This window comes from Streptosporangium carneum (genome assembly GCF_027922005.1).
Taxonomy (GTDB): Bacteria; Actinomycetota; Actinomycetes; order Streptosporangiales; family Streptosporangiaceae; genus Streptosporangium; species Streptosporangium carneum.
The window spans coordinates 130,723-143,898 of record NZ_BSEV01000022.1 but is presented as its reverse complement, the minus strand read 5'-3'; the positions used below and the strand labels follow the sequence as shown (position 1 = coordinate 143,898).

11 protein-coding genes and 1 pseudogene are annotated in these 13,176 nt (G+C 70.5%); 8 read left to right on the top strand and 4 right to left on the bottom strand.

What is annotated here, in order from left to right; genetic code table 11:
- The first annotated feature begins 18 nt into the window (after positions 1-18).
- From PKF00_RS33635 to PKF00_RS33610, 6 genes are all read left to right on the top strand, one after another.
- Positions 19-690, top strand: coding sequence for a pyridoxamine 5'-phosphate oxidase family protein (locus PKF00_RS33635; RefSeq protein ID WP_271221740.1), 672 nt, complete (start codon positions 19-21; stop codon positions 688-690).
- 217 nt (positions 691-907) lie between these two features.
- A complete protein-coding gene (locus PKF00_RS33630) occupies positions 908-4,000 on the top strand; it encodes an efflux RND transporter permease subunit (RefSeq protein WP_271221739.1) in 3,093 nt (1,030 codons plus the stop codon).
- A 517-nt stretch (positions 4,001-4,517) separates the two neighbouring features.
- Complete coding sequence (locus tag PKF00_RS33625; RefSeq protein ID WP_271221738.1) at positions 4,518-6,362, top strand: tetratricopeptide repeat protein; 1,845 nt, start codon at positions 4,518-4,520, stop codon at positions 6,360-6,362.
- Between the two features lie 42 nt (positions 6,363-6,404).
- Entirely contained in the window at positions 6,405-7,697 is a 1,293-nt protein-coding gene (locus PKF00_RS33620; RefSeq protein WP_271221737.1) for an MFS transporter, read from the top strand.
- 52 nt (positions 7,698-7,749) lie between these two features.
- On the top strand, positions 7,750-7,878 hold the full coding sequence (locus PKF00_RS33615; RefSeq protein WP_271221736.1) for a hypothetical protein: 129 nt from the start codon (positions 7,750-7,752) through the stop codon (positions 7,876-7,878).
- A 62-nt stretch (positions 7,879-7,940) separates the two neighbouring features.
- Entirely contained in the window at positions 7,941-9,035 is a 1,095-nt protein-coding gene (locus PKF00_RS33610; protein ID WP_271221735.1) for a HesA/MoeB/ThiF family protein, read from the top strand.
- 4 nt (positions 9,036-9,039) lie between these two features.
- Here the strand turns inward: PKF00_RS33610 and PKF00_RS33605 are convergent, their stop codons facing one another.
- Positions 9,040-10,050 carry a phosphotransferase enzyme family protein gene (locus PKF00_RS33605; RefSeq protein ID WP_271221734.1) on the bottom strand — a complete coding sequence of 337 codons (1,011 nt, stop codon included), beginning with the start codon at positions 10,048-10,050 and terminating at the stop codon, positions 9,040-9,042.
- Positions 10,051-10,172: 122 nt separating this feature from the next.
- Between PKF00_RS33605 and PKF00_RS33600 the strand changes: the two genes are divergently transcribed.
- A complete protein-coding gene (locus PKF00_RS33600; RefSeq protein ID WP_271221733.1) occupies positions 10,173-10,574 on the top strand; it encodes a GlcG/HbpS family heme-binding protein in 402 nt (133 codons plus the stop codon).
- Between the two features lie 116 nt (positions 10,575-10,690).
- On the top strand, positions 10,691-10,834 hold the full coding sequence (locus PKF00_RS33595; RefSeq protein WP_271221763.1) for a hypothetical protein: 144 nt from the start codon (positions 10,691-10,693) through the stop codon (positions 10,832-10,834).
- Between the two features lie 110 nt (positions 10,835-10,944).
- Here the strand turns inward: PKF00_RS33595 and PKF00_RS33590 are convergent.
- The 3 genes and pseudogenes from PKF00_RS33590 to PKF00_RS33580 all read right to left on the bottom strand — a co-directional run.
- Positions 10,945-11,118: pseudogene (locus tag PKF00_RS33590) on the bottom strand (PfkB family carbohydrate kinase); the annotation flags it as partial.
- A gap of 29 nt (positions 11,119-11,147) precedes the next feature.
- Positions 11,148-11,795: a response regulator gene (locus tag PKF00_RS33585; RefSeq protein WP_271221732.1), complete on the bottom strand. Its 648-nt coding sequence runs from the start codon at positions 11,793-11,795 to the stop codon at positions 11,148-11,150.
- Positions 11,786-13,033: a sensor histidine kinase gene (locus PKF00_RS33580; protein ID WP_271221731.1), complete on the bottom strand. Its 1,248-nt coding sequence runs from the start codon at positions 13,031-13,033 to the stop codon at positions 11,786-11,788. Before PKF00_RS33580 ends, PKF00_RS33585 begins: the two co-directional genes overlap by 10 nt.
- Positions 13,034-13,176: the final 143 nt, after the last annotated feature.

Genomic DNA, 13,176 nt, shown 5'->3' with positions numbered 1-13,176 from the left:
CGCGAACGGGGGATCCTCATGACCGACCACATCACGGCACCGGGCGACCTCGGCCGCCGGGTCGCGCAACGGCGCAGGTCTCTCGGCCTGAGCCGGGAACAACTGGCGGGGCGGGCCAGAATCGACCCCGGCTATCTCGGCTATCTGGAGGAGAACGCCGCCTCCCCCAGCGCGGGAACCGTGGACCGGCTGGCCGCGGCGCTCGAAACCAGCAGCGAGGAACTGCTCGGAGCCACCGTGGACCTGCCCCCGGAGAGCACCCGCGCGACCCGGCCACCGCGGCTGGAGAAACTGGACGCCGACGAGTGCATGCGCCTGGTCTCAGCCGGAGGCGTGGGCCGGGTGGCCTTCGACACTCCCACAGGCCCGCTCATCCTGCCGGTCAACTACACGATGCACGAGGGCTCCGTACTGCTCCGCACCGCCTTCGGCGGCCCGCTGGACACGAACCTGCGCACCGGCGTCGAGGGGGTCGACTTCAAGGTCGCCTTCGAGGTCGACCACATCGACGAGGCCAGACGGCAGGGCTGGAGCGTGCTCATCCGGGGCGCCGCCCACCACATCTCCTCGGAGCGGGAACAGGCGGCGGTGACGGCCACGGACGTCGAGCCGTGGGCCGGCGGCGAACGTGAGCTCCACATCCGGATCACTCCTGTCGAGGTCAGCGGACGGCGCATCCACCGCGCGTGACCGGCCCCCTCCGCACGCGTCCGGCGCGCCCGCGATCCACGCGGTCCGTTCACGCTGTCCGGCGTTTCGCCCCCGGACCGGCGGCAGGCGAGGAGCATCGACCAAAGACCACGGCGGTGCGACTTTCGTTGATGTGATCCGCGACCTTGGCCGGTATCGCGAGCCGGGCCGGAACGCGAACCCTGGGTGGGATGACCATTCCCGAGGGAGACCTCCGTTGAACATTCTCACCCGGATAAGCCTCGCCAACAGGGCGTTGGTGGCACTTCTGGCGATCGCGGTGCTCATATTCGGCGCGATCGCCACGATGTCCTTGAAACAGGAGTTGCTTCCGTCGTTCTCCGTGCCCACGGCGAGTGTGACGGCCGTCTATCCCGGGGCGGCGCCGCAGATCGTCGAACGCAACGTCACAGAGAGACTCGAGGAGGCCGTCACGGGAGGGGTCGGCCAGAAAAAGGTCACCTCCTTCTCCAGTGACAGCCTGGCGGGAATCTCGATCGAATACGAGTACGGCACCGACCTGGACAGGGCGGTCCAGGATCTGCAGCAGCGGATCGGCCGGATACAGGCGCAGTTGCCGCCTCGCGTGGTCCCGCAGGTCGCGCCGGGGATGTCGAACGACTTCCCCGTCCTCTTCCTCGCCGCGACGGGCGACGACGAGCGCACGCTGAGCCGGAGGCTCTCCGAGATCGCGCCCCGCGAGCTGGGCGACATCGACGGGGTGAGCCAGGTGCTGGTCAGCGGCGAGCGGAAGCAGTCCGTGGAGGTCCGCCTCGACCAGGGCAGACTTCGCGAACACCGGCTCACCGCCGAGGCCGTCGCCGCCGCTCTCGGCTCCAGCGGGTCCGTCGTGCCCGCGGGCACCCTCACCGCGAACGGCGAGTCGCTCGCCCTGCAGATCGGTGAGGGCTTCGGCTCCCTGGCCGACGTGCGCGACCTCTACCTGGCCCCGAAGGTCACCGTCGGCGACGTCGCCGACGTGCGCGCCGTCGAGGAGCGCCCGGAGACGCTGACCCGCACCGACGGCAGGCCGAGCCTGAACGTGTCCGTCATGGCCAAGCCCACGGGAAACACCGTGGCGATCGCCGACGAGGTGAAGAGAAGACTGCCGGCCCTCACCCGGTCCCTCGGCGGCACGACCACGCTGAAGGTCTCCTTCGACCAGTCGGAGTTCATCCAGGAGTCCATCGGCGACCTGACCACCGAGGGCCTGCTCGGACTGGGCTTCGCCGCCCTGGTCATCCTGGTCTTCCTCTTCTCCGTCCGCTCCACCGTCGTGACCCTGCTGTCGATCCCCCTGTCCCTGGTGGTCGCGCTCATCGGCCTGTGGGTCAACGGCTTCACGATCAACATGCTGACGCTCGGCGCCCTGACCATCGCCGTCGGCCGGGTCGTCGACGACTCCATCGTGGTCATCGAGAACATCAAGCGGCACCTGGGCTACGGCGAGGCCAAGCTTCAGGCGGTGAGGACGGGCACCGGCGAGGTGGCGGGGGCGGTCACGGCCTCCACGCTCACCACGGTCGCGGTGTTCCTGCCCATCGCGTTCACCGGGGGGATCACCGGCGCGCTGTTCTCGACCTTCGCGCTGACCATCACCATCGCGCTGCTGGCGTCGCTGCTGGTGTCGCTGACGGTGATCCCGGTGCTCGCCTACTGGTTCCTCAAGCCGGCCAAGGGCGGGGTGACCCGTGAGGCCGCGGAGGCCAAGGAGCGCAACGGCCTGCTCCAGCGCGTCTACGTCCCCGTCGTCCGCTTCGCCGTACGACGTCGTTGGGTGACGCTCCTGGGCGCCTTCGCGATCCTCGTGGTGACCGTGGGCATGGGCACCCAGATCAAGACCGACTTCCTGGGCAGCTCCGGGCAGAACACCTTCCAGGTACGTCAGGAACTGGCCGCGGGGACGAGCCTTCAGGCGGCCGACGAGGCGGCGCGCACCGTGGAGGAGACGGTCAGGGGGCTGCCCGGGCTCGCCTCCTATCAGGTCACCGTCGGCCCTGACCGGAGCGAGGAGGGCGGGGCCCGGAACGTGGCGACGTTCTCCGTCACCGCCAAGGAGGGCTCGGACATGAAGGCCCTCAGGGAGACCGCTCGTGCCCGGCTCGCCGAGCTGACCGCCTCCGCCCCGGAGGCCGGCAAGGTGACCGTCCTCGGCGAAGAGGGAGGGCTGGCAGGCACCGACCTCGCGGTCACCGTGTCGGCGGCCGACGAGACGTCACTGACGCGCTCGGCGAACCTCGTCAGCGAGGCGATGCGGCAGACGCAGGGCGTCTCCGAGGTCAAGGCCGGCATCGCCGGCACCTCCAGGCAGATCTCCGTGCGCGTCGACGGCGAAGCCGCCGTGGCGCACGGGCTCACCGAGGGTCAGATCACCCGAGCCGTGGCCCTCGTCACCCAGGGCGAGCAGGTCGCCAAGGTGACGCTCGACGGCGCGGAGCGCGAGATGTCCCTGCACGTCGACGCCCGGGCGGACGACGTGACCGCACTGCGGAACCTGCGGATCCCCACTCCTGCCGGCCGGACCGTCAAGCTCGACGACGTGGCCACGATCGAGACGGTGACGGCGCCCACCCGGTTGACGCGGATCGACGGGGAGCGCGCGACCACGGTGAGCGCCAAGTTCTCCGGTCAGGACCTCGGCGCGGCGAGCGCCGCCCTCAAGAAGCGCCTGGACGCCCTGAAGCTGCCCGCGGGCGCCACGGCTGAGATCGGAGGGGTCAGCGAGCAGCAGTCCAGCTCGTTCAACAGCCTGTTCGCGGCTCTCGGCGCGGCGATCCTGATCGTCTATCTGATCATGGTGGCGACGTTCCGGAGCCTGGCGCATCCGTTCATGCTGCTGATCTCGATCCCGTTCGCGGCGACCGGCGGCCTCGGTCTGCTGGTCGCGACCGGGACGCCGCTGGGGCTGCCCAGCCTGATCGGCATGCTGATGCTGGTCGGCATCGTGGTGACCAACGCGATCGTGCTGCTCGACCTGGTCCGTCAATACCGTGAGAGCGGTATGAGCGCCCGCGAGGCGGTCGTGGAGGGCGGCAGGCACCGGGTCCGGCCGGTCATCATGACGGCGGTCGCGACCATCTTCGCGCTCACGCCCATGGCCATGGGCGTGACAGGCGACGGAGGCTTCCTCTCCAGGCCTCTGGCCGTGATCGTCATCGGCGGCCTGACCAGCTCGACGCTTCTCACCCTGCTCCTGCTGCCGACCCTCTACACGATCGTCGAAGACATCAAGGAGCGTTTCCGACGTCCCCGTCGTTCCTCATCCGCATCCGCTCCCGTCGCCGAGCGGGAGCCCGTTCACACGGGGTGAGTCCGGGAACCCCTGCCGGGCCGGACGCCGGACGCGACCTGCCGTCGCTCCGACGTCCGGCCCCGTCCCCCCCTCTCGACCGCCCGGCCCCTGTTTCCGTCGTCGGGGCGGACGGGGCAGCCTCCCATGGGGTGGCCTCACGGGGGGCTGAGAGGGGTGGGTGAGAGGGGTGGGTGAGATCGGGCGTCAAGGGCGAAGGTCCAAGGGGAGCGCTCCCAGGCGGCACAGCCCAGTCAGAAATATGGGCATTCGGGCGATTTGTCCATAGGGTTGTCCTGATCCGGCCACTCTCAGAAAGAGAGCTTGTCAACCCGAGTGACTAGTGCGAATACTTGCGATTTGTTCTTATTTCTGGGAGAGGCACGCGATGAAGCGAGTAATTGTTCACAAGCCCGGCACGATTACCCTCAGCGGAGCCGCCAGCCCCAAGCACGTCGGCTGACGTCGAGTCACAGAACCGGCGCCCAGCGATGGGCGCCGGCCCCCATATACGCATAAAACCTCATAAAGGAGACTGGTGAGTCTGGGACCGTTCCCTCAGGAGAACCCGCCCCTCGCCCCCCTGCTCCTGTCCCCCGTGGACGCCGACCGGCGCCTGCGCGGGCCGTACACGGCCGCGAGCGCGATCGTCTCCGCCCTTGTTCCCGTCGCGCCCCCCGAACTCGTGGCCCGTTACGACACGGAGCTGCGGGCGGTGGCGCCTGACATGCACGACCTGATCCCGATCAGACGCCGGTCGCTCGCCGGTCTGCTGCCGAAGGCGGAACGGATCCTGGTCCACGCGCCCCGCCGGACCCTGCGCCTGTCGAACGGGATCGCCGAGTTCGTCCGCGAGTACCTGACCGAAATCGGTCCCAGGACGCTCGTCGTCGAGAACGTTCACCACGCCGACCCGACCGACAGGGAACTGCTGGCGGTGCTGCGCCGCCGGATCCGCCCAGAACTGCTGACCGTGGTGACCGGCGGGCGCGCCGTGCCGGAGGAACCCCTCAGCCCGGAGGCGCACGACGAGCTCGCCGACGAGCTGGAGCGGGAGGGAACGCTGGGGGCGCGGCTCGGCGCGATCCCCTACCACCGCGAGCACGGCACCGATCCGCACAGGGCGGTCGAGGCGTTCCGCTTCGCCGTCGAGTGGTGCCTGGAGGCGGGCTGTCACGACGCGGTCGCGGAGCTGGGGCTGCGCGCGCTGGCGCTGACGGACCCGCGGGACACCGAACCGGGGACCTGGTGGCGGCTGCTGCACAGCACCGCGACCGCACTGGGCGCGCTGGGCCGCGAGGGCGAGGCGGAGGCCCTGTTCGACACGGCCAGGCGCGAGAGCGTCTCCCCTGCCACGCACGCGGCCGCCGCCTACTCGACGGCGATGCTCAAGGTCCGCAACCACGACCCCGCCCTGCGCGACCTCGACTCCGCGCTGGCCTGGGTGAACCAGGCGATCGCCATCTCCACCCTGCTTCCCGACCCGCGTGAGCGGGCGTTCAAGCTGGGTTTCGACCTCAACGGCAGAGCACTGGTCGAGGTGCGGCTCGGCCGCCCCGCCAAGGCGCTGGAGCTCGTCCAGGAGGCGCTGGACCTGGCGGAGCGGGACCTGGCTCCGGACGAGCACCCGATCCACCGGATGGTGCTGCTGGCCAACCGGGCGCAGCTCTCCGTCATGCTGGGCCGCCCCGAGGAGGCGCTGGAGGACCTGGACACGGTGATCGGGATCGACCCCGGCTACCCCGACTACTACATCGACCGGGGAAACCTGCTGCACCGGCTGGGCAGGCTGGAGGCGGCGGTCGCCGACTACGAGACGGCGATGCGGGTCGGCCCGCCCTTCCCCGAGCCGTACTACAACCGGGCCGAGATCCGTTTCTCCACCGGCGACCACGCGGGAGCTCTCACCGACCTGGACCACGCGCTCGAGCTGGACCCGGAGTTCGTGGACGGGCTGGCCAACCGGGCGGGCCTGCTGGCCGCGCTCGGCGAGTACGGCAGGGCCAGAGCGGACGCCGAGGCCGGACTCGGGCTCGATCCGCTCAACCCGTATCTGCTGTGCGCGCTGGGGCAGGTCGAGATGGCGCAGGACCGTCCCGAACGGGCGAGGGCGGCCTTCGACCGGGCGCTGGAGATCGCCCCGGAACTGGCGACGGCCTGGGCCAACCGGGGGGCGCTGGCTTTCGAGACCGGCGACGCCGAGGGCGCGGTCGCCGACTTCACCCGCGCTCTCGAGCCGGGCGCGGATCCGGTGCTGCTGTTCAACCGGGCGATGGCACTGCGCGCCTTGGGACGCGAGGAGGAGGCGGTCGCCGATCTGACACGGGCGTTTGACTTGGCCCCCGATGACGACGAAATACGCAAAGCACTACAGCATCCTTGACAACCTTGTTACCCACAGGGAAATAGCGCATCATTCACCAGCATGAGCGCCCTCCGAAGTGTGATGCGGCAATGGCTCGCCCGCTCGGTGATGGGCAGCCGCGAGTTCCGAACCCTTTGGGTTAGTTTGATCGCCTCCGTCGCCGGAGACCAGATCTTTCCCGTCGCGGTGGTCGTCTCGCTGCTGAACGCGGGCGGCGACGCCACCACGGTCGGCGCGGTTCTCGCCTCGCGCTGGGCCGCCCTGGTCCTCTTCGGGCTTCTCGGCGGGGTGTGGGCCGACCGGTTGCCCAGGCGGCACGTGATGCTCGCCTCGCAGGCGTTCCTGTGCTGCGTGGTCACGGTCGGCCTGTCGGGTGTGACGTCGGCATGGGTGCTCGGCGGGATGGTCTTCCTCGCCGGAGCGGCCGAGTCGTTCTTCCGCCCCGCCTTCCAGGCGTGTCTGGGCTCGGTGCTCACACCGCGGCAACGACCGGCGGGCGCGGCCCTGAACGCCGTTTCCTGGCGTGTCGGCGCGATCGCCGGCCCCGGCCTGGGCGCCTTCCTCGTGTCGACCGCCTCGGTCAGGGCCGCCTTCCTGGCCGCTCTGGGGGTCTTCACGCTCAGCCTGTGCGCCCTGCTGCGCCTGCGGGAGCCCGCGGTGGTCCGCACGCCCCGCACCACCGCCCGGCGGGAGATCGCGGAGGGCGTGCGCGAAGTCTGGCAGCGGCGCTGGATCGGCACGGTCATCGTGGTGACCGCGCTGCAGTCCATGCTCACGATCGCCCCGGTCCATGTCCTGCTTCCGGTTCTGGCCAGGGAGGACTTCGGCGGTGACGCCTTCTACGGGACCAGCCTCGCGCTGCTGTCCGTCGGCGGCCTGCTCGGGGGGATCGTCAGCATCGTCTGGAAACCCCGCAGGTCAGGGCTCGCGGGGATAGCGGGGCTCACGGTGTACGGACTGGTGCCACTGGCCCTGTGGCTGCCGCAGACCCCCTGGATCGCCTGCGTCTGCTTCGCCCTGGCCGGGTTCGGGCTGGAGGTCTTCGCGGTGCAGTGGGTGGTGTCGCTCCAGCGCGAGGTGCCCGCCGAGCGGCTGGCCCGTGTCACGTCGCTGGACTGGATCGCCGCCTCGGCGCTGACCCCCCTCGGTCTGGTGCTGACCGGCCCCGCGGGCGCCGTTCTGGGGATCGCGCCGGTTCTCACACTGGCCGGTCTCGCGGGGGTGGTCCTGCCTTTGACAGCACTGCTTACTTCGGGCACGACCTACTTCAGAAGTAAATACCGTCAAAATCACACTAATGCCGAAAGAAGGGTTGAAGTCGTTTCCCTCGCCTCCCATTATGATCATCAGTAAGTCGGACAGCTCGGAGGAAACACCAGCAACACCGATTCGGATGGAGTGCGTGATGGCCGAGAACCCCAGGAGCCAGCAACCCGCCGAGGTCGTGGCCGAGGCCAGGACCAGGATCCGCATCCGCAGACTCGACAAGGTCGAGACGACCGGTAACGTCGCCAGCAACTCCAGCGGCAACTGACGCCGAGCGGTTTCGGCCGGTTCGGTGCCTGTGTGACATCGGACCGGCCCTCTGGAGACGCCGTGCGGCTGCCAAGAGTGAAGAAGGAACACGCCACTTATCGGCTCGCGGACGGCAGGATCCGGATCGGCGGCCAGATCTACGGTGTGGCCCACGAGATCGAGGACCCGGACGGCCTGGTGTGGGAGGCCCTGCGGGCGATGGACGGCACCCGTACCCCCGCCGAGATCGCCGGGAGCCTGACCGGGCTTCCCCTCGCGGAGGCGGCGGAGCTGGTCGGCGAGCTGATGCGCTCCGGCCACGTCGAGGACGCGGGCGCGGCCCTCCCCGCGGAGCTGAGCCCGCGCGAACGGGAGCGCTACAGCCGCAGTTACGCCTTCTTCCGCTGGGCGGATCTCACACCCAGGGAACACGGCTGGGAGGTCCAGCTCCGCCTGCGGCAGGCCCGGGTGCTCCTGCTCGGCCTGGGCGGGACCGGCGCGACCGCGGCGCAGGCCCTGGTGGCCTCGGGTGTCGGAACCCTGCACTGCGTGGACGCCGACCTGGTGGAGCTGTCCAACCTCAACCGTCAGGTCCTCTACTCCGAGCGGGACGTGGGCAGGCCGAAGGCCGAGGCCGCCCTGGAACGGCTGCGCGCCCTCAACTCCGACGTGCGGATCACCGGGGCGAGGGCGCGCACCACCTCCCAGGAGGACCTGGCCGGGCTCATCGCGGGCTACGACGTCGTGGCGCTGTGCGCCGACGAGCCCCGAGGGCCGGGCGGGATCAGGGTGTGGACGAGCAGGGCGTGCGCGGCGGCGGGCCTGCCCTGGGTGGGCGGAGGCTACAACGGCCCGTTCGTCACCGTCGGCGTCTTCCTTCCAGGGCGCGGGCTCTGCTACGAGTGCGTCGTCAGCGCGCAGGAGCGGCGCAGGGATCTGGAGTCCCCCCGGCACGCCGACTCCCGAGGCTTCTCCGTCGACCTCGGCGGTCCCGGCGTGACGGCCGCCTCGGCCGGGATCTCCGGCCACCTGGTCGCGAACGCGGTCGTCAGGATCCTCACGGGTGTCCCCGAGATCGGCGCGAACTTCATCCACGGCGTCAACCTGATCGCCCCCGACCAGCTCGTCTTCGTCGAGTACGGCGAGGGCCGGGGATGCGGGCGATGCCGGGGATGACCGGTCAGCCCGGACCCTCCATCCTTCCGGACAGGTAGCGTTCCGCCAGCTCACAGGTGCCCTCTGTGTATCCCGCGCCGAGCTCGGCGGCGATGTCCGCGCCGGTGTGCGTGCCGATCCAGGCGACCAGCAGCAGACGACGGAACATGACGAACGTCCAGATCTCGGCCTCGTCCTCGGCCGGAAGGTCGAGCACGGTGCGGTAGCCCCGCACCCACGAGGCGACCATCTCCGGCGCCTGGGGATCGTGCTCGATGAAACTGAGCGCGGCGGCCAGGTCGTAGAGGCGCCACCCGAAGCCGCAGTCGTCGAAGTCGATCACACTGGGCGGCCCGTCGTCCGTCACCAGCAGGTTGGCCAGGCGCAGATCCGCATGGATCAGGCCGTAACGCTCAGGACTCCGGCCGAAACGGCGCAGCCGTTCCCGCAGCTCCCCGTCGAGCCGTCCGAGCACGGCCGAGACCTCCGGATCGACGCCCGTCCCGTCCTGCCAGCGGCCCCAGCGTGACTCCGCTCCGAGAGCGGCGTCGTGGTCCCAGTGGAACCGGGTGAACCAGGACGGAGGACGCCAGCTCCGCGCGTGCCGGTGCATCCGCGCGGTGAGCGCGCCGAGCCGCTCGAAGTCGGGGACCAGCCGTTCCCTCGGCGGCTCCGTGCCGGGCAGGAACTCGAACATCACGCAGTCCCGGGGCTGCGCGCCGGGAACGGTCAGCACCCGCCGCCCGCCGGGCGCGGGAAGGACCGAGGGGGTGGCGATCCCCGCCTCGCGCCGCAGCGCCTCCAGCCAGGCGAGCTCGGACAGGATCGCCGTGGTCGAGTGGTAGCCGAGCCGGTGCACCCGCAGGATGGACCGCCTCCCCGTCGCCGGGTCGTCGACCCGGTAGGTGGCGTTCTCCGACACGTTGATCAGTGTGACCTCGGCGTCCGGCAGGCCGTGCAAGCGGGCCGCCTCACGGGCGGTGCCGTGCACGCGGGCCAGCACGTCGCCGCCTGCGGACAGGTCGTGGGCCTGCATGAATCCTCCGTGTGCGCAGTCAGAACTTCCGATCTCCTATGAGATCTTGCATCCCGCCGCCGGGCATGGATACAAAGCAGATTGTCCACTTCGATCGCCTCGAAGAGTGAGTGAGGAGCCAGGTGAACCTCGAACTCGCGCTGCGCATGTGTGAGGCCGCGGTGAAGCAGGCGGTACGCGAGGGGGCCCTCGTGTCGGTGGCCGTGGTCGACTCGGGCGGCCATCTGGTCGCCTTCCAGCGTATGGACGACGCGGAGATCTCAGGCCCGGCCCTCGCCTCGGGCAAGGCCTACACCTCGGTGGCGCACCGCATGCCGACCGCCGACCTCGCGCCGCTGGTCGCGCCGGGCGGCGAGCTGTACGGCCTGGCCGGAGACCGCTACGTGTGCTTCGGCGGCGGGATCCCGCTCAGGGACTCGGACGAGGATCGTCGGGTGGCCGGCGCCGTCGGCGTCAGCGGCGGCACCGTCGCCCAGGACGTGGCCTGCGCCGAGGCCGCCGCCGAGCTCTGGGACGGGGTCTAGGCGGGGCGGCGAGAAAAACCGATCTTCGTGTTACCTCCGGTGCCGGTGGGGCAGAGGCCGCCTGCCGCAGGCGGTGATCGCCTGACCGGTTCCCCCCGACCTCACCGGAGGACCCCGTGAACGTCATCGAGCTGCTCGCCCTGGTCTGCTTCCTGGCCGCCGCCATCTGGGCCGCAATCGGCCGTTCCTGGGCGGTGGCCCTGCTCTCGGCGGGCGCGTTCCTGATCACGCTGTCCGGCACGTCGCTGATCGACGGCTGACGCGTCTTCTTCTCCCCGGCGGATCCCTCATGGATCTCCCGCGGACGGGACGGGTCGCCGTCGTCTCGGCGCCTCCCCTCCTGAGGGAGGGCCGGCAGTCCTGAGGGAGGGCCGGCAGCGCCTCCCACGTCCCGACCGCGGGCGGCCGCGATGACGGCCTGGTTGGCTCCCTTGCCGCCGGGAACGGCGCGGAAGGCCCGGCCCGTCACGGTCTCGCCGGGTCCCGGAGGGGAGTCGACGTAGGCCACCAGGTCCATGGTGGCGCTGCCGAACACCGAGATCATGATCCCTCCCGTCGAACGCGGGCCGGACGTCAGGAGCGCAGGTAGGCGAGGACGGCCAGGACGCGGCGGTGCTGGTCGCTGTCCTCGGCGTACAGGCCGAGCTTGGCGAAGATGCTGCGGATGTGCTTCTCGACGGCGCCGTCGCTGATCACGAGCTGGCGGCCGATGGCCGGGTTCGACCTGCCCTCCGCCATCAGGCCGAGGACCTCCCGCTCCCTCGGGGTGAGCTGGGCGAGCGGGTCGTCACGGCGGCGCCGTACCATCAGCTGCGCCACCACCTGCGGATCGAAGACGGTGCCACCCGCGGCGACCGTGCGCAGGCCCCCCATGAAGTCGTCGACGTCGACCACCCGGTCCTTGAGCAGGTAGCCGACCGCGCCTCTGGCGTCGGCGAGCAGGTCGTCCGCATAGGACACCTCCACGTACTGGGACAGGATCAGCACCGGCGTGCCCGGCACCCTTCTGCGTGCCTCGACGGCGGCCCTCAGGCCCTCGTCGGTGAAGCTCGGCGGCATCCGGACGTCGACCACCGACACGTCCGGCCTGTGCTCGACGACGGCCTCGACCAGGCGGTCGCCGTCACCGACGGCGGCGACCACCTCACATCCGAACTCCTCCAGCAGCCTGATCAGACCCTCCCTGATCAGAACCGCGTCGTCGGCCACGACTACCCGCACGGAACCTCCGCCACGATCACTGTCGGCCCGCCCGTCGGTGAGTCCACCGCCAGTTCCCCGTCGACCGCCTTGAGACGGTCGGCGAGGCCGGACAGGCCATGCCCCTTGGCGGTGTGCGCACCGCCGACCCCATCATCCCCGATCGTCAGCATCAGGACGCCACCGGACTTGGCGAGGGTCACGGTGCAGACGGTCGCGCGGCTGTGCTTGGCCACGTTGGTCAGGGACTCGGCGACCACGAAGTAGACGGTGTTCTCGATCGCGGCGGCGAAGCGGCCGGTCGTCTGGATGTCGAGCTCGACCGGGATCGTGCAGCGGCTGGCCAGCGCGGCGAGCGCGGGGGCGAGGCCTCGGTCGGTCAGGATGGGCGGCGCGATGCCGCGGGAGAGGGCGCGCAGCTCGTCCAGGGTGTCCCTGGTCGAGGTGATGGCCTGGCTGAGCATCTCCTCGACCGCCTGCGGGTCGCGCTTGAGCTGGCGCTGGGCCCGCGACAGGTCCATGGCCAGGGAGACCAGGCGCTGCTGCGGCCCGTCGTGGATGTCCCGCTCCAGACGCCGCAGGGCGTTCGCCTCCGCCGAGACCGCGGCGGCCCTGCCCTCGGCGAGGTCGTCGATGCGCTCGTGCAGTTCGGCGACGCTGGTCAGCATGGCACGCCCGAGCCCGGCCTGGACGAGCGCGGCGCCACGGGTCATGACCGGCAGGGTGAGGGCGAACAGCAGGCCGATGCCGGTGTTGAACAGCACCTCCATCACGGCGCTGTCACCCAGTCCGAGCAGTTCGGGAAGCCCCTGGTTGTCGGGGATGCCGGCGACGACCCATCCGTAGATCGGGTAGGTGAGGCCCAAGATGGTCCCCGCCCACCAGACCACCGCGACGACGAACGTGACGACCGAGATGGGGAAGGACACGATGCCGTAGAGCAGGTCGAGCCACGACTGCACGCTGGCCAGGGGGTTGACCATGCGGCGGAACCATCCCGCGTTCTCCGGCGCGCGGTTGTAGCGGGGCCGGGGCACGGGACGGCCGAGCACCTCCGGCAGCAGCCGCCGTTCCACGTCGGCCATGCCTCGCGCCAGCATCAACGTCGACGCCAGGATCGGCACGCCCACCCAGACGACCACAGTCCCGAGCCCCGCGGCGAAACCCGTGACCATCAGGACGAAGAAGACCAGTGAGACGGGAAAGCCGACGATCAGATAGCGGCTGTCGATGCCGATGCGGCGCAGGAGGGTTCTCATGAGCCCAACGGTACGAGGGCCGGACCGGTAGCTCGACCCTGCGCGCAGGCGTCGGGGGGTAGGGCTGGCCCTACCCCCGGAAGGGGGGTGACGCCGACGTCAAGACGGATGCGGGCGTCACTGCGGGAACCGGGCCCCGCGCG